Source organism: Cedecea neteri, from assembly GCF_000758305.1.
Taxonomy (GTDB): domain Bacteria; phylum Pseudomonadota; class Gammaproteobacteria; order Enterobacterales; family Enterobacteriaceae; genus Cedecea; species Cedecea neteri_C.
Window position 1 is genome coordinate 3,435,270 of record NZ_CP009458.1, and the last position, 19,808, is coordinate 3,455,077.

Annotated in this window: 3 protein-coding genes; all 3 read left to right on the plus strand. The window is 57.6% G+C overall.

The window, feature by feature from the left end; translation table 11 throughout:
• Positions 1-71: 71 nt before the first annotated feature.
• The 3 genes from LH23_RS16125 to LH23_RS16135 all read left to right on the plus strand — a co-directional run bounded on the left by LH23_RS16125 (position 72) and on the right by LH23_RS16135 (position 19,806).
• Entirely contained in the window at positions 72-16,313 is a 16,242-nt protein-coding gene (locus LH23_RS16125) for an Ig-like domain-containing protein (RefSeq protein WP_039293197.1), read from the plus strand.
• A gap of 140 nt (positions 16,314-16,453) precedes the next feature.
• Positions 16,454-18,634 carry a type I secretion system permease/ATPase gene (locus LH23_RS16130; protein ID WP_039293200.1) on the plus strand — a complete coding sequence of 727 codons (2,181 nt, stop codon included), beginning with the start codon at positions 16,454-16,456 and terminating at the stop codon, positions 18,632-18,634.
• Positions 18,631-19,806, plus strand: coding sequence for an HlyD family type I secretion periplasmic adaptor subunit (locus LH23_RS16135; protein WP_039293202.1), 1,176 nt, complete (start codon positions 18,631-18,633; stop codon positions 19,804-19,806). Before LH23_RS16130 ends, LH23_RS16135 begins: the two co-directional genes overlap by 4 nt.
• The last annotated feature ends 2 nt before the right edge of the window (positions 19,807-19,808 follow it).

Here is a 19,808-nt window from a genome sequence, read left to right on the forward strand (position 1 = left end):
ATTCTCAGGGATGTCCACATCCAAAAATTAATACCGTATGCCCCGTTCCGGCATATATAAGGAGAAGTGATATGAGTAAGATTCTTGAAGTTATTTCCCGCAAGGACGCAGAGAAAACCCTGGTAACAGGCGATGGGAATCTCTCTGTTTCGCTTTCATCCCCCTCTGTCATTCAGATTCACGCCAGCACCAACGATGTGGCGCACTATGTGCGTCAGGGTAAGGATCTGCTGGTATACATGAAAGACGGCAGCGTTATTCGCTGCAATGGCTATTTTGTGGAGGAGGAAGGACAGTCGGGGCACCACTCAGAACTGGTGTTTGATGACGGCAAGGCTCTGACACATATCACTTTCGACGAAGCAGGCGCCGCTGTTGGTACCCAGGGCACGGCATTAACGGCAACCGCCACTCCCATTGAATCTATTGCACCGTTTATGGACGGCTCAGCGCTCGGCGATATGCCGTGGGGTTGGGTCGCGGGTGCTGTGGCCGGGGGCGTGGGTATCGGGGCGCTGCTGGCGCACGGCGGCGGGAAGTCGCACACTAACGTCATCGACAACACCAAAGAGGTCGAAAGCGCCCGGCCAACCTTCACGGTGACCGACAACAAAGGCGACAGCAAAGGGCTGCTGAGCAGTAACGCCGTGACGGATGATGCAACGCCAACCTTCAGCGGCTCCGGGCAGCCGGGAGCCACTATTCAGGTCAAAGACAGCAACGGTAACACCATTGCCAGCACCATGGTCGACAGCAATGGTAACTGGAAAGTGCTGCTGAGCGAGCAGCCGGACGGGACGCACACCTACAGCGTGGTGCAAATCGATGGCAATAAAGTCACCTCTGCGGGGGATATTACCCTCAATGTCGTTACCGCCCAGGCTTCACTGACCGTCGCGACGACGGCAGGCGATAACATGCTCAACGCGGCTGAGCGGGCCAATGACGTCGTTATCGGCGGCAGTTCGAAGGCACTGGCCAGCGGCACGGCGTTAACCGTCACGCTGAACGGGAAAACCTACACCGCTACCGTAGGCAGCGACGGCAGCTGGAGCGTAACCGTGCCGGCTGCCGACGCTAAAAACCTGGCAGACGGAAGCTGGACGGTGGCCGTTAGCGGAAAAGATGCCGCAGGTAACACGATCTCTGCCAGCGAAACGCTGGTGGTGGACACTAAAGCGCCTGGGCTAACGGTGAATGCCATCGCTGACGACAACATCATTAATGCGGCTGAACATGGTGCGGCGGTTGTCATCGGCGGTAAAACCGACGCCGAAGCCGGGCAGGTGGTCACTCTGAAGCTGAATGGCAAAACCTATACCGCAACGGTAAACGCAGACGGCAACTGGAGCATGACCGTGCCGGCGGATGATGTCCAGGCGATGGCTGACAATAGCTACACGCTGAACTTCAGCGTCAGCGATAAAGCAGGCAACACTACCACCACTAACACGTCTCTGCTGGTCGACACCACACCGCCTGAGGCCAGCGTCAATAACGTTGCCGATGACAATATCCTTAGCGTCAGCGAACAGGGCCAGGCTCAGGTGATTTCCGGCACCAGCCGGGGGGCATCCCCAGGGGATAAAGTCACCGTTTCTATTGGCGGGGAAACCTACCAGGCGACCGTGCAGCAGGACGGCAGCTGGAGCGTTGGCGTACCAAAAGAAGTCATTTCATCGCTACCGGAAGGCACAAATACCGTTACTGTGATCATCACCGATGCTGCGGGAAACAGTGGCCGTGTAGAGCATGACATTACTGTCAGCTCCACGCAGCCCGCCGTAGCATTCCATCCGATAAGTCAGGACAACGTGCTGAACGCCATTGAGGCGACTCAGCCGTTAACGCTGAGCGGTACCAGCAATTTGCCGGACGGCAGCACCGTTACCATCAGCCTGAATAACGTCAATTATACCGCCGACGTTCAGGGCGGCGTCTGGCAGGTTCAGGTTCCGGTTGAGGATGTGGTCAAACTGGGCGATACCACCTATACGTTGAGCGTCAGCGGCACAGATAGCACCGGAAATACAGGGACGGCGAACGCGACGTTGCTTGTCGATACGGCGCTACCGACGGTTATCGTTTCTACCTTCGCGGGCGATAACCGCGTCAATAACAGTGAAATTGCCAACGACCAGACGCTGAGCGGACGAGTGACCGGTGCCCATGAAGGCGACACGGTTACCCTCAACGTAGGGGGTAAGCACTACACGGCCAAAGTGCAAAGCGATTTGACGTGGAGCCTCATCGTACCAGCGGCTGACCTGCAGGCGCTGGGCGATGGGGATGTGTCCGTGGTTGCATCCGTGACCAACGGCCACGGCAATACCGGCCGGGGCGACAGCAGCTTTAATATCAACGCTCAGCTTCCGGGGCTGCGCATCAATACCGTGTCCGGTGATGACGTGATTAACGCCATTGAACAGCACCAGGATTTGACGGTGAGCGGCACCAGTTCACATCTCAACGCAGGAACAATTATTACCGTGCGCGTGAATGGTGTGGATTATCCGGCGGCCGTAAGTGCTACCGGCAGCTGGCAAATCGGGATCCCGGCGAGCGATCTGGCCACCTGGCCGAACGGAAAGCTGGAGATTAGTGCCAGTTCCGCCGATGAATGGGGCAACCCGGTGGCCGCTTCACGTCCGGTGGATGTGGACCTTAATGCCGTGGCGATTTCTGTCAACAGCGTGAGCGGCGACGACATGCTGAATGCCGTTGAGAAAGCGGCAGATCTTACGCTGAGCGGAAAAACGCAGGGTGTGGAAGCCGGGCAAAAAGTGGTCATTAAGTTTGCCGGACATACCTACACGGCAAGTGTCGATGAAAATGGCGAATGGACGTATACCGTGCCAGCCGCGGATATGCGCGACATGCTTGATGGCCGCGCCGAAGTGTCCGTGAACGTCACCAACGCCAGCGGCAATAGCGCCAGCGGGGCAAGGGAAGTGCTGGTCGATACCCAGCCGCCGTCAATCACGCTCCACAGCGTCACGGCTGACAATATTCTGAACCATGCCGAAGCGGCACAAGACCTGGTCATCACCGGGACCAGTAGCGCGCAGCCGGGCCAGACGGTCACTGTCACGCTCAATAAGCAACACTACACCGGGCAGGTTTTGGCCGACGGCACCTGGAGCATCACCGTGCCGGTTGCCGATCTGGCTAATCTGACCGACGGAAACTGGTCTGTCAGCGCCAGCGTCAGTGACGTTGCTGGTAACCCGGCAAGCACAAGCCACGGTATGCTTGTTGACACAACCGTGCCGGTGGTCAGCCTGAATCCCTTTGCTGGCGACAATGTGATCAACCTGTCTGAGCATGCTCAGGCGCAGGTGCTGTCGGGTAATGTCACCGGCGCGGCCGTTGGCGACAGCGTTAAAATCATTATCAACAATGTTGAGTATTCAACGGTCCTGGACGCCAGCGGAAACTGGAGTCTTGGCCTTCCTGCATACGTCATCAGCAATCTGGCAGACGGCAAATATACCGCAGTCGTCACCGTCACCGACAAAGCAGGCAACGTCGGCAGCGGCTCGCTGACGTTTGACGTTGCCACCGGCCTGCCACAAATCACCCTCGATGTTATTGCGCAGGATGACGTGATTAACGCGGCAGAAAAAAGCGCGTCTTTAACCTTCGGTGGCACGAGCAACACGCCAGACGGCACGAAAATCATCGTGACGTTGAATAACGTTAGCTATACGGCCACGGTAAACGGCAACCTCTGGAGCATCACTGTGCCGGCTGAGGACGTTGCAAAGCTGGGTGAAGCCAATTACACCGTGAGCGCTTCCGTCACGGATGTCCACGGCAATAGTAATACGGCTCACCATAACGTACTGGTGGACAGCTCGTTACCGATCGTCACCGTTAACGTTGTGGCAGGCGATAACATGATCAATCTCGCCGAAGTCAACGCTGGACAGCTGCTGAGCGGGACAGTGGTTAACGCGGCGTCAGGAGATGAGGTTACCGTCGTTTTAGGGGGTAAACATTACACCGTTTACGTTCAGGACGATCTCAGCTGGAGTCTGCCGCTGACGAAAGAGATGTTAACGGCGCTTGGGGATGGCAATCTTACCGCCAGCGTCTCTGTCACCAACGAGCACGGCAACACTGGCAGCGTCGATCACGGCATTACTATTGACGCCCAACTGCCGGGGCTGCGCATCAATACTATCGCGGGCGATGACGTGATCAACCTCGCGGAGCATAGCCAGGATCTAATTGTCAGCGGCACCAGCACCGGTCTCAACGTAGGCAGCGTGGTGACCGTGACGCTGAACGGCAAAGACTATCTGGCAACGGTTAACGCCGACGGGAGCTGGAGCGCTGCCGTACCGGGAAGCGATGTCAGCCATTGGCCTGACGGTGTGCTGACGGTAACCGCCAGGGCAGAGGATGGCGTCCAAAACCCGGTGAGCATCGACAGCATTGTGGACGTCGATTTATCGCCTGTTTCCATCAGCGTGAACAGCGTCACCGCAGACAACGTGCTAAACGCGGCGGAAAAGGGCAGCGATCTTCTGTTATCAGGCCATACGACTAACGTTGAGCCAGGCCAGACCGTCACCATTACCTTCGCCGGGCATCGCTATACCACCGTCGTTAATGACGACGGGAGCTGGAGCTATACCGTGCCCGCTTCGGATATGGCCAAACTGAAGGACGGCGATGCCCAGGTGACCGTCAGCGTTAGCAACGTGAACGGCAACGCCGCAGATGCCAGCCAGCAATACAGCGTCGATGCCAGCACGCCAGGGCTGACCATCGATCCGCTCAGCGGCAACAATATTCTGAACGCCGCCGAGGCAAAACAGCCTCTGATTATCAGCGGCAGCAGCAGCGCAGAGCCGGGCCAGGAGGTCACGGTGACGCTAAATAACGTCAGCTACACGGCGAAGGTCGGCGCGGATGGCCGCTGGAGCGTTAGCGTCCCGGCGGATTCTCTTGCCGCGCTGAACGATGGCACAGTGAATGTGCACGCCATTGTCGAGGACAAAGCGGGTAACCCGGCAAATGCCGATCGGGGTATGCTGGTTGATATCACCGAACCGACATTGACCATTGGTCCCGTTGCCGTGGACGACACCATCAACGCCAGCGAGCATCGTCAGGCCCATACCGTGAGCGGCACCAGCACAGGTGCGGCGGCGGGGGACGTGGTGACTGTTTTCATCAGCAATGCTCAGGGGCAGATTTTCTCAACCACCACTACGCTGGACAGCAACGGTAACTGGAACGTCGGTCTTCCTGCGTCGGTTATTAACGGCCTGGCTGACGGTAGCTACACAATCACCGCCAGCGTGACCGATGCCGCAGGCAACAGCGGCAGCATCGATCGCGGCCTGAGCGTCAATACCGCGCTGCCGGTTATCACCATTGCTGATATTGCGCTGGATGATGTCATTAACGCCACGGAAAAAGGCCTGGACCTGATTCTGAGCGGAACCAGCGATCGGCCTGCCGGCACGGTAATTACCGTGACGCTGAACGGCATCGACTACCACGCCATAACCCAAAGCGATGGCAGTTGGAGCACAACGATCCCGGCATCCGTTGTCAGCACGCTGGGCGAAGCCAGCTATACGGTTGTTGCCACGGTGACGGATGCCTACGGCAACAGCAACAGCGACAGCCATGCCGTGCTGGTAGACAGCGCGCTGCCTGGGGTCACCATCAACAGCGTGACCAGCGACAATATTCTCAATATCACCGAAATAAACAGCGGGCAGACGCTAAGCGGCACCGTTTCAGGTGCGGCAAAAGGTGACATTGTCACTATTGATCTGGGCGGTACGCTCTATCAGGTCTACGTGCAGGACGATCTGAGCTGGAGCCTGGCGGTGTCGAAAGACATTTTGACCGCCCTGGGTAACGGCGAGCTGACCATTACTGCGTCCGTTACTAACGGGCACGGCAACACGGGCAGCGGCAGCCGCGAGATTACTATCGACGCGAATCTTCCAGGGCTGCGCGTGGCAACCGTGGCCGGTGACGACATTATCAACGCCATTGAACACAGCCAGAACCTGATTATCAACGGCACCAGTACGGGACTAAAAGCGGGTAGTCCGGTGATTGTGACAATTAATGGCACCGACTACCCGGCAACCGTTCGTGCGGATGGCTCGTGGCAGGCTGCGGTTCCTGGGGAAGACGTCAGCCGCTGGGCGGAAGGTGCGGTCACCATTGAGGTGAAAGGCAGCAGCAGCGCGGGCAACGATGTGGCTATCCAGCATCAGGTGACCGTCGATCTCAGCGAGGTGGTGATAAGCCTTAACCCGATCGGCGGCGATAACGTGCTTAATGCCGCTGAAAAAGGGGCCGATCTCGAGCTTTCCGGGAAAACAGAGAATGTTGAAGCGGGCCAGAAGGTGCAGATTACCTTCGGCGGCAACACGTATACCGCCACGGTGCAGGCGGACGGCAGTTGGAGCTATACCGTCCCGGCAGCGGATATGGTGAACCTGAAAGAAGGGCAAACCAACGTTCAGGTCAGCGTCACCAACAAAAACGGCAACAGCGCCGGGGCCGAGCAAGGCGTCAGCGTGGATACCCAGCCGCCGGCGTTAACGCTTAACCCGTTAAGCCAGGATAACCTGCTTAACGCGGCTGAAGCGCAGCAGGATTTGACGGTTAGCGGCACCACAACCGCTGAAGCAGGACAAACGGTGGTGGTGATGCTCAACAATCAGCGCTATGAAACCACTGTCAATGCGGACGGCAGCTGGAGCCTCACCGTTCCTGCGCTGGACGTCGGCAAGCTGGCGGACGGCAACGTCACCGTGACGGCAAGCGTCGAGGACCGCGCGGGCAATCCGGGCAGCGGCAGCCGCGACATGCTGGTGGACATTACCGTACCCACGGTCACCATCGGCACTATTGCAACTGACGATGTCATTAATCAGGCCGAACACGGCCAGGCGCAGGTTATCTCCGGCACGAGCACTGGCGCGCAGGCGGGCGACATTGTTACCGTCACCCTGGGCAATAAGAGTTACACCGGCGTGGTGGACGCGAATGGGAACTGGAGCGTCGGCGTCCCACGGGCGGATATCAGCGCGCTGGGCGATAGCACCTACACCGTGACCGCCTCCATCACCGACAAAGCGGGCAATACCGGCGATGCGGTTCATAACGTCAAGGTCGATACTGCGCCGCCAACGCTGACTATCGACACCATCGCGGATGACAATATCCTTAATGCTGATGAGAAAACCGGTGATGTCATCATCAGCGGTTCCTCTACCGGACTGGCGAGCGGCGTCACCGTCACCGTGCATCTGAACGGTAAAAACTACACGGCCACCGTGGGGGACGACGGCAAATGGACCACCACCGTTCCGGCAGCTGATGTTGGCAAACTTGGCGAGGCTTTCTATGAAGTTTCCGTCAGCGCCAGCAACGGCGTGGGTAACGCAGGCAGTCAGACCAGTACCCTGGAAGTGGCCTCTACGCTGCCGGGTGTGACCATCAACGCTGTCGCGACCGACGACATTATCAATGCCGCAGAGCTGGCCGCAGGCCAGACGATTACCGGGCGCGTGACCGGCGTGCAGGCCGGGGCAGAGGTGACCATCAACATTGGCGGCGTGAACTATACCGCGAAGGTACAGAGCGATCTGACCTGGAGCCTGACGCTGGGCCAGGATGTTCTGACCGGCCTCGGCGACGGTTCGCTGAAAATCGTTGCTTCAGTCACCGATGGCGCCGGCAATACAGGCACCGGCTCGCGTGATATCGCCATCGATGCTGCGCTGCCGGGCATCCGGGTGAACACCATTGCCGGCGATGACGTGGTCAACGCCATTGAGCATAGTCTGAACCTGATCGTGAGCGGCACCAGCAGCGGTCTTAGCGTGGGCAGCACGGTCACCGTCACGGTGAATAATAAAACTTATGAGGCGACAGTTCGCGCCGATGGCAGCTGGCAGACAGTGGTGCCAGGCGACGAGGTTAGCCAGTGGCAGGCCGGAGATATTACCGTTTCGGCAGAAGGGGCCAGCAGTTCAGGTAACCCGGTTGCCATCGATCACACCGTTAAGGTCGATCTCAGCGCGGTGGCAATTACCCTTGGCCAGATTGCCGGGGATGACGTGCTGAATGCCGCCGAAAAAGGCGCTGATTTGCTGCTCTCCGGGATGACGCAGAATGTGGAAGCCGGGCAGATCATCACCATCACTTTTGCGGGGCACACTTATACCACTCAGGTAGAAAGCGACGGCAGCTGGACATTCACCGTCCCGGCGAATGATATGAAAGGGCTGAAAGACGGCGATACCTCTGTGGAAGTCAGCGTGGCCAACGTGAGCGGTAACGGGGCATCTGCCGGGCGTGAAATCAGCGTCGATACCGCAGCACCGACTCTGCAAATTAATATCATTGCCGGGGATGACGTGCTTAATGCCACCGAGGCCGGGCAGCCGCTGGCTATTACCGGCACCAGCAACGCCGAAGCCGGGCAAAAGGTCACCGTTAAGCTGAACAACGAAACGTACACCGCCGAAGTACAGGCGGACGGGACGTGGAGCGTCACCGTCCCGGCTGACAAAGTTTCAGCCCTGGGTGACGGCGTCTACACCGTTACGGCAAGCGTTAACGACGCGGCTGGCAACGGCGGCTCGGCCAGCCATAACCTCAACGTCGATGTCACCGTGCCGACGATCTCATTTGAAATCGTCGCCGGGGATGATGTCATCAACCTGACGGAGCACGGCCAGGCGCAGATCGTTTCTGGCTCCAGCCACGGGGCTGCGGCAGGCGACAAAATCACCGTGACCATTGGCTCTAACAGCTGGACTACCACCGTTGATGCTGCCGGGAACTGGAGTATTGGCGTACCGGCAAACGTCGTCAGCCAACTGGCGGACGGCACCGTCACCATTCACGCCAGCCTGACAGATGCCGCAGGTAATACGGGACACGGTAGCCATGACGTGGTGGTCAATACCGGTTTACCGTCTATCGGTTTCAATCCGATAAGTGGCGACAATGTGCTTAACGCCGGTGAAAAAGGGGAAGTATTAACCCTGAGCGGAACCAGTGCCAATCTGGCCCCGGGCACTCGCGTCACGATTATGCTCAACAACAAAAGCTACACCGCCATAACTGACGATAGCGGCAACTGGAGCGTAGATGTCCAGCCCGCAGACCTGGCCGGTCTGGGCGAAGCAAACTATACGCTGACCGCGACGGCAGAAAGCGCCATCGGCAACAGCGCCAGTACCAGCACCAACCTGCTGGTCGACACCGCGCTGCCGACCGTGACCGTGAATCCGGTCACGGCGGATAACGTCCTGAATGCGGCGGAGATCGCGGCGGGTCAAACCTTGAGCGGTAAAGTGAGTAATGCCGCAGCAGGCGACACGGTGACCGTACATCTTGGCGGCGTAGCGTATACCGTCAAAGTGCAAAGTGACCTTAGCTGGAGCCTGACGGTGCCTGCGGATGTCCTGACGGCGCTGGGGAACGGCAAACTGACCGTCACGGCCTCGGTCACCAACGGCCACGGCAACAGCGGGTCGGTAGATCATGAGTTTACCATTGACGCCAGCCTGCCGGGGATCCGCATTAACAGCATTGCGGGCGACGATGTCATCAATGCCATCGAGCACCAGCAGAATCTGATTATCAGCGGCAGCGCCAGCGGCATGAGCGAAGGCAGCACAGTTACCGTCACCATTAACGGCGCAAATTACCTCGCGACGGTTGGCGCAGATGGGACGTGGACGGCGGCAGTTCCGTCGGATGTGGTGAATCAGTGGCCTGCGGGCGATATCACGGTCACCGCCGCGGGCAGTAGCAGTACGGGTAACCCGGTTTCTATTGACCGAATTGTCACGGTAGACCTGAGTCCGGTTGCGGTCAGCGTCGAGAACATCACCGCAGACAACGTGCTGAATGCCCGGGAAAAAGGGGCCGACCTGGTGCTTTCCGGAAAAACCCAGAACGTTGAGGCGGGGCAAACCGTCACTGTCTATTTTGCCGGGCATAAATACACCGCCCAGGTTGGCGCAGACGGCAACTGGCAGTACACGGTGCCTGCGGGCGATATGGCAGGCCTGAAAGACGGCGACGCCACGGTAAAAGTCAGCGTAACCAACGTGAACGGTAACGGAGCCGAAGCTGATCATTCGTTCAGCGTGGATGCTACCGCGCCAACGTTGACCATTGATCTCATCGCTAAAGACGATGTGATCAATGCCGCCGAAGCCGGAACCGGTGTGATCGTGACCGGGACATCAAACGCGGAAGCCGGACAGCGCGTCACGCTGACGTTCAACAATCAGGATTATTTCGCCGAAGTCAAAGCCGACGGTACCTGGAGTATCACGCTGGATGCTGCGACCCTGGCAGGTCTGGCAGATAACCTTTATCAGGTGAACGTCAGCGTGAGTGATGCCGCAGGTAACGGCGCTGCGAGCAGCAAAACCATCACTCTGGATACCACTGCCCCGACCATTACCTTCCACGCTATTGCCGGGGATGACATCATCAACCTGGAGGAACACGCTCAGGCGCAGATTATCTCCGGGTCCAGCAATGGCGCGGTAGCAGGGAGTAAAATAGTTATTACCCTGGATGGGGTGCAGTACGTCACGCAGATTGATGCCAACGGCAACTGGAGCATTGGCGTTCCCGCCGCGGCCGTCTCCGCGTTGAAAAACGGAACCACGACCGTGACGGCTACCCTTACCGACAGCGCAGGCAACGAAGGATATGCCTCTCATACCGTCGAGGTAAATGCCGCTCGTATTGGCCTGACCATCGACACCATTAGCGATGATAACGTGATCAACGCCGCCGAGGCGGGTCAGGATCTGGTGATAAACGGCAGCAGCACCGAACTGGCCGTAGGCACTCAGGTGACCGTTATGCTGAACGGCGTACAGTATCACACCACCGTTCAGCAAGGCGGCAGCTGGAGCGTTACAGTCCCGGCTGAGCATGTGCAAAATCTGGTTCACGGTAATGGCTATACGGTCATGGCATCGGCGACAGACAGCTCAAATAACGCTACGTCGGCTACGCATAACATCAGCGTGGATACCGCTGCACCGATAGTCACCCTCGCGGATATCTCCGGTGACAACGTGATCAACGCGGCCGAACAGCAGCAACCGTTAACCATTCGCGGCACCAGCAGCGCGGAAGCCGGGCAAAAAGTGACCGTGAAACTGGGCAGTGGAAGCTACGAAGCCACCGTTCAGGCGGACGGTACCTGGAGCGTGACCGTTGCGGCCGAAGATTTGGCGAAGCTTGTCGACGGTGATTTCAACGTTAGCGCTTCCGTTAACGATAAGGCCGGGAACCCGGGCAGCGCGGATCGGACTTTGACGGTGGACACTACGCCGCCAGTCATCACCTTTAACAAGGTGGCGGGGGACGACATCATCAACAGCGCCGAGCAGCAGGCAGGCCAGGTGATTAGCGGCACAACTGACGCTCAGCCGGGACAGACGGTGACCGTCACCTTCAATAATCACTCTTATAAGGCGGTGGTTAGCGACACCGGGACATGGTCTGTGACTGTACCGGCTCAGGACTTCCTGGGCGCGACAGACGGCAGTTACCAGATTTCCGCCAGCGTTAGTGATAAAGCCGGGAACAGCAACAGCGCGAATAAGCAGGTGACTCTGAACGGCGAAGTGCCGACCATCAGCGTCAATGACTTCGCGCAGGACAACATTGTCAGCGCCGCTGAGCACGGCACCCCACTGGTGATAAGCGGCGTGACCAATGCGCCAGCGGGCCAGACGGTGACAATTACCCTGAATAACCAGACCTATACCACCACGGTCAACGGCGACGGCACCTGGAGCTATACCCTGGGCAGCAGCGCGGTTACCGCCCTGGCGGATGGTGGTTCTTATGTGATTCATGCCAGCGTCAATAACAGCATCGGCAACAGCGCGGGAGCAGACCGGACCGTCACCGTGGATACCACGCCGCCGCAGATGATCATCACCATTGACGCTCTGCAAAACGACACAGGGTTGAGCCAGACTGACTTCATTACCGCAGATAATCAGGTGGTGGTGAAAGGCTCTCTGAGCGCGGCGCTGGGCAATAACGAAAAGGCACAGATAAGCCTGGACGGGGGAAAAAACTGGGTCGATCTGGTTGTGGTGGGGACGTCGTGGTCTTATGCGGACGGCCCTCTGCAGGATGGGACCGTGACCTATCACGTCCGGGTAGTGGACAACGCGGGCAACGTTGGCTCGACGGCAACCCAAAACGTCATCATTGATACCGTCGCGCCGGATGCCAGTAAAACCATTACCGTCGAAGCCATTACCCAGGATACGGGCCTCGACGCACACGACTTTATTACCAGCGACAATACCCTGACTATCAGCGGCAAGTTAGGCGCGCCTCTTGCGGCCGGTGAACATGCCCAGATCAGCATTGACGGCGGAAAAACCTGGATTGACGTGAGTATAAGTGGCACGACATGGAGCTACGTTGACGTGCGCACTCTGGCTGACGGGGATCATCTTTATCAGCTGCGCGTGGTTGATGATGCGGGCAATATTGGCGCAACCACCAGCCAGCTGGTCACCGTGGATACTGTGGCACCGGATGCGAGCAAAACTGTCACCATTGACAGCATCAGCGACGATACCGGGTTGAGTAATAGCGACTTTGTTACCAGCGACACCTCGTTGACGATCCACGGTTCTCTGAGTGCATCACTTTTAGCCAGCGAACACGTTCAGATAAGCCTGGACGGAGGAAAGACCTGGCAGACGGTAACAACGGTTGGGACCCGTTGGTATTTCAATGACGGCCGCACCTTGAGTGACGGGACTTACCAGTATCTTGTGCGCGTGGTTGACGATGCGGGTAATGTCGGGCAGAGCGCTTCTCAGACGGTGACGGTAGACACCACGCCACCGGATGCAGCGATCACCGTCACCGTGGACAGCATCACCAACGACAGCGGCTTCAGCAACAGCGACTTTATCACCAACGATAACACGCTGACGCTGAACGGCTCACTTGGCGCGGCCCTGGGCAAAAACGAATATGTCCAGGTGAGCTTCGACGGCGGAGCCAGTTGGGTTAACGCCACCTCCGTCAACGGTACAAGCTGGAGTTATACCGATAGCCGACAGCTGGCGGACGGTAACCACACCTGGCAGGTTCGTGTCGTCGACCTTGCCGGGAACGTGGGAGCAACCACCAGTCAGACGGTAACGGTAGATACCGTCGCACCGAACTACGGTATCACCATCGACAGTATTTCGGATGATACCGGGCAGAGTGCCAGCGATTTCATCACCATGGATACCACGCTGACGCTGAACGGCACGCTGGGCCATACGCTTGCCAGCGACGAACGTGTGCAAATTAGCCTTGATGGCGGCCAAAACTGGGTGGATGCCGTGGTAAACGGCACGGCCTGGTACTATATCGACGGCCGCCAGCTGACGGACGGCGATCATGTTTATCAAGTTCGCATTATCGACCAGGCCGGCAATATTGGTTCCAAAGCAAGCCAGATCGTTACCGTTGACACCGTGGCGCCGGACACCGTCGGCACTATCGTCAGCTACACGGATAATGACGGCGAGCGTACCGGTAATTTCGACAGCAGCTACTCCACCGACGATACCTCGCCGGTGCTGAACGGCACGCTGAACCAGGCGCTGGCCGACGGTGAAATTGCCCAGATCTTCCGCGATGGCGTTCTGGTAGGCAAGGTGACCATTACCGGCGGGACAAGCTGGACCTTTGCAGATTCTGGCCTGCTGGATGGGAATTACCACTATGTTCTGCGTGTGACGGACAAAGCGGGGAACTACACCGAGTCGAACGACTTCGCGCTGACGGTAGATACCTCGGTGCCGACGACCAAAGCCCTGGTCGATGCGTTAAACACCACCGACACTACGCCGATTATTACCGGCACCGTGAATGCAGATCTGGTCAACGGTGAGTTCGTGGTGGTGACGGTCAATGGCAAAACTTACACCTCCGATCGGGGTGGCCCTGTGGTGGTCGACCCTTCGTCCAATACCTGGTATTTGCAGATCCCGGATAGCGATGCGCTTTCGTTGAAGAGCTATGACGTTACGGCGCAGGTGAAAAGCAGCGCGGGGAATGGGAACAGCGTGGATGTGACTCACGGCACCGTCGTTGTGGGCGCTGAAGCATCCCTGACGCCGACCTGGTCTTTCACCAGTGCCACGACGGCGATTTCCGCGAGCTATATGCTGGATGAGAACGGCATGTGGACGTTTGCCAGCAACCAGCAGTTTGCAACATCCAGCGACCGCAACACTTACAAAGTGAGCGGGAACTTCACTATGACCGGGACCTACACCACCGGCACCTACGCGGATATCAACCGCGACGGGCACGCGGATATGCTGGTGGAAAGCACCAACTATAACTATGTCGCGCAGTTGATGAATAACGGGGATGGAACCTACACGGCATCAAGCACGAGCAGCAGCTCAACCGTGGGCACCTTGCTGTGGTATGGCGCCGTGGTGGCTATCGACTTCCAGGGCGACGGCTATGTTGACTTTGTGATGGGCGATGCCGGCGGGCCGGACTCCAACACTTTCGTCAATAACAACGCCGGGAAACTGGTGGGGGCGTCCAGCGGCGGAACCTATGTCAACTTCGTCGCCGGGTCGAAAGTGGGCAACTACAACAGCCTGATTGAAGCATCCGGTGTGGATCTGAACAACGATGGCATGGTGGACATTGCCCAGCACACCACCAACGGCAACAACAACTATTCGTTGTCCACGATGTTCAACAAAGGGGATGGCACCTTTACCTGGAGTCAGAACTTTACCAACACCATGTACAGCAGCTACGGCTCAGCCGCCGCGAACAACTCGGTAAGCATGACCTGGGCTGACTTTGACGGTGACGGCTACATGGATCTCTATATGGGGATGTCCCGGACCGGTACCGGCGGCCTGCTAATGATGAACGACGGTAAAGGCAATCTGCTTACCGGCACCGCCGTGGGGACCGAGAAGTACAACGGTACGGTCAGCGTCGCGGTTGACTGGAATATGGACGGCAGGATGGACATCATCAAGCTGGCCAACAGCGGGCAGTCGTACATGTACACCAACGACGGGCTGAAGGGCGTGGCGAGCTTTACGTCGTCGAAATTTGGTTCAGCGACCACCAGCCAGGTGTCCGGTGCGGCGCTGGTGGATTACGACTGGGACGGTGCTCAGGATCTGTTGATCTTCCGCCAGAACGGCAGCGTCACGCTGGAACGCAACACCAACACCGTAGCGCCGGGAACGGCCATTCATCTGAAAATTGTCGACAGCCAGGGCATTAATGTCTTCTACGGCAACACCGTGAAACTCTACAACTCGAAGGGTGAACTGGTGTCAAGTCAGGTGATCAATGCCCAGTCGGGCGTGGGGATTAACGACGCTTCGGCGCTGGTGAGCTTCTATGGCCTCAATCCGAATGAAACCTACCATGCCGAGCTGGTCAGGGCGATCAACGGCGTTTCGAGCAATGTGACATGGAACGGGCTGACCGCCGGAGACGGTAAAGAAAACTATGCCCTGACGGCAGAGGCCGCCACCGGCGTTCACGGCGGTACGCTGACCGGCACAGGCTATAACGATACGTTTATCGCCGAGCAAGGAACCTACGTCTACAACGGCGGCGGTGGCTGGGAAACGTCTTCAGACCACCAGACGTGGAGCGCGACGGGCGGGATGGACGTGGTTGACTTCCGTAACTCCGGGGTAGGCATCACTGTTGATCTGGGCAAAACCGGGGCGCAAAACACCGGCTTTAACACGGCAACCTTCACCAACATCGAAGGGATAGTCGGCTCCAGCCATGATGATGTCATCACCGGTAATAGCGGGAACAACACCTTTGAAGGCGGCGGCGGCAACGACACCTTCAACATCGGCAGCGGCGGTCACGATACGTTGCTCTACAAACTGTTGAACAGTTCGGATGCCACCGGCGGTAACGGCCACGATGTGGTTAACGGCTTCAGCGTGGGGACCTGGGAAGGCACGGCGGACAGCGATCGCATTGACCTTCGCGAGCTGCTGCAGGGTACTGGCTACACCGGGGACGCGTCGGCGCATTACATCAATGGCGTTGCGCAGCTTGGGGCCGGGGCGGGCAATATCGGGGACTACATCAAAGTGGTGCAAAACGGCAGCAGCACGGAGATACAAATTGACCGCGACGGCAAGGGCGGCGTCTTTGACCCGACCACGGTAGTCACGCTCAACGGGGTACAAACCGATCTCGCCACGCTGCTGGCTAACCACCAACTGTTGGTTATCTAGCGCTAATTCCGCCGGGCCTTAAGTCCGGCGGAATACTAGCCGCTTAACTTTTATTACCCGGTATAAAACATGTTTATGAAACAAGCCGCGGAAAGGACGACACAGGCGTTTTTTGCCATTTTCGCAGGATGTGAAACACCATGACTTCAACGAATACAAGTTATGAACCCTGGCTGCAGGCCATGCTGGCCGTAGCGCGCCACTATCGTCTGGATTTCTCGGAAGAGCATGTCCGCGTGGTGATTAACCAGGAAAGCCAAAGCCCTCAGCAGCTGGTGCTGGAGGATATGGCTCGCCAGCTTGGCCTGGCGATGCGTCACGCCCCGGCTGACGTCTCGCTTATCGACCCGTGGCGCTTGCCGCTGGTGGCCGAGCTTGAGGGAGGCCAGATAGCGGTGGTCACCCATATGGATAACCACGGGCAGCTGAGCTTACAGCTGAGCGGCGATGGCGGTCTGGAAACGGTTGTCACCCGCGATGTGCTGACTAAAAGGCTAAAAAGCCTGGTTGTGCTGCGTCCGTTGAATTCGATTCCCGATGCGCGTGTCGATGATTACGTTAAGCCCTACCAGAAAAACTGGTTCTGGACGCTGGCGCTGAAAGACTGGAAACGTTACGGCGACATCATGCTGGTAGCGATGGCGGCGAACTTACTGGCGTTGGCCGGGATGATTTTCTCCATGCAGGTGTATGACCGTGTAGTACCGTCGCAGTCAGTGCCCACGTTGTGGGTACTGTTTGGCGGCGTCATGCTGGCTATTCTTTTTGAATTTACGATGCGCATGCTGCGTGTTCATATCGCCGATGTGGTCGGTAAACGAGCCGACCTGCGTATTTCCGACAGGGTTTTTGCCAGGGCGTTACGCATTAAAAATAGCGCCAGGCCAAAATCTACCGGCTCCTTTATCTCGCAAATTCGCGAGCTGGAGTCGGTGCGCGAATTGATTACCTCCACCACCATCAGCACCGTATCGGATATCCCATTCTTCCTGCTGTTTGTGTTTATTCTCTGGTTGATAGGCGGCCCGTTGGTGTTCGTCGTGCTGCTGGCGATCCCGCTGTTGCTCATCCCTGGCTTACTGGTGCAGCGTCCGCTGGCGCACCTTTCGAATGAGGGGATGCGCGAGTCGGCCATTCGCAACGCCACGCTGGTAGAAGCCGTGCAGTCCATTGAAGACATCAAACTGCTCCGGGCAGAACAGCGGTTCCAGAACCAGTGGAACAACACCAATGACGTTGCCGCGGCGGTCGGGATGAAACAGCGCTGGCTGACCAGCCTGCTAATGACCTGGACGCAAGAAGTGCAGTCCATTGTTTACGCCGTTGTGCTGCTCGTGGGCTGTTACCTGGTGATTAACGGTGACATGACCACCGGTGCCCTGGTGGGTACCTCCATTCTTGCCTCCCGCACCATCGCGCCGCTGGCGCAGATTTCCGGCGTGCTTTCGCGCTGGCAGCAGGCGAAGGTGGCACGCAAAGGTTTGGACGACCTGATGCAGCGCCCGCTGGACGATCCTGAGCAGGGTAAAAAAGTGCATAAAGCCCATCTGCAGGGGAACTACCAGCTTAACTATGCGGCGTTTTATTACGATGAAGAAGAGAAGGTCAACGATCTGGATATCGCCAGCCTGACGATTCGCGCCGGGGAAAAAATTGCGCTGCTCGGCCGAAACGGCTCGGGTAAAAGCACGCTGCTTCAGCTTTTGGCGGGGATGCAAACGCCTCAACACGGCCAAATTTTACTGGATGACACTAGCCTCGGGCAAATTGACACCGCCGATTTAAGACGCGATATGAATCTGCTCAGCCAGCAGGCGAGGCTCTTCTTCGGCTCAATACGTGACAACCTCACCCTGGGTCGCCCGTTAGCCTCGGACGAAGAGATCCACCAGGCCCTGGCGTTAAGCGGGGCGCTTGAGTTTGTGCAAAAACAGAAAAACGGCCTCAACTACACGATAAGTGAAGGCGGTAGTGGGCTATCGGGAGGCCAGCGGCAGGCACTTTTGCTGGCCAGAACGCTGATCCTGCAGCCGCAAATTTTATTACTTGATGAGCCTACCGCGTGGCTGGATGAGGTAAGCGAGCAGCAGCTTATCCAGCAGCTTGGCCCGTGGCTCGGCAACCGCACGATGGTGGTAGCGACACACCGGATCCCTATTTTGCAGTTGGTGAACCGCATCATCGTGCTGGATAACGGCCGCATCGTGATGGATGGCCCAAGGGACCAAATCTTGCAGCAGCACGGTCTTATGGAAAAACAATCTGCCCCTCGCAGAACCGCGACCTTAAAACCGACAGGTAACACGGAGGTTCGGGCATGAACGACATCACGCGTTATAACAGCCGCCTGAAAGAGCCCGCTCTTCCGCGAGCAAGCCTTGTGGCGTGGGCGCTTGGGCTGATGCTGCTGGCTTTTGTACTGTGGGCAAACTTTTTCACTCTGGATGAAGTGACAACCGGGTCTGGCAAAGTCGTTCCGTCCTCGCGCGAACAAGTTATTCAGTCGCTGGAAGGCGGTATCCTTTACAAACTGGACGTACGGGAAGGGGATATCGTAGAGAAAGGCCAGGTTCTTGCGCAGCTTGATCGTACGAAAACCGAGTCCGGCGTGCAGGAAAGTGAATCCAGACTGCATGCTGCGATGGCCACAGCCGCACGACTGAAGGCCGAAGTGGGCGCCACGCCGCTGGATTTTCCCGACATGCTACCCGGAGATAGCGAGCTTGTTCGCCAGGAAACGGCACTCTATAACTCGCGCCGTAGCAGTCTCGAAAAAGGGGTTGCCGGGCTACGGGAAGCTATCTCGCTGGTTCAGCGCGAACTGGCGATGACTCAGCCGCTGGTTAAACAGGGTGCGGCAAGCAGCGTGGAAGTCCTGCGCCTGCAGAGACAAAAAAACGAGCTGGAAAACAAAATTACCGAAATGCAGAACCAGTATTACGTACGTGCGCGCGAAGAGCTGGCGAAAACTAATGAAGAAATAGAAACCCAGCGTTCGGTGATGCGCGGGCGGGAAGACTCGTTAACCCGGCTCAAATTTACCGCGCCGGTCAGGGCGATAGTGAAGGGCATCGAGGTCACGACGGTGGGCGGCGTTATCCCGCCAAACGGAAAACTAATGACTTTGGTACCGCTGGACGATCAAATGCTGATTGAGGCTAAAATTTCACCACGCGACGTGGCGTTTATCCATCCTGGCCAAAAGGCGCTGGTGAAAATCACCGCTTATGACTACTCCATCTATGGCGGGCTAAAGGGCGTGGTGACCACGATTTCACCGGATACGCTTCAGGATGAGGTCAAACGTGATGTCTACTATTACCGGGTTTACATCCGCACCGATGTCAGCCAACTGGAAAACAGGGATGGCAAAACATTTCCGATATTTCCGGGAATGATCGCCACAGTGGATATCAAAACCGGCAGTAAATCGGTACTCGATTACCTGCTGAAACCGCTGAACAAAGCGAAGGAAGCCCTCAGGGAACGATAATC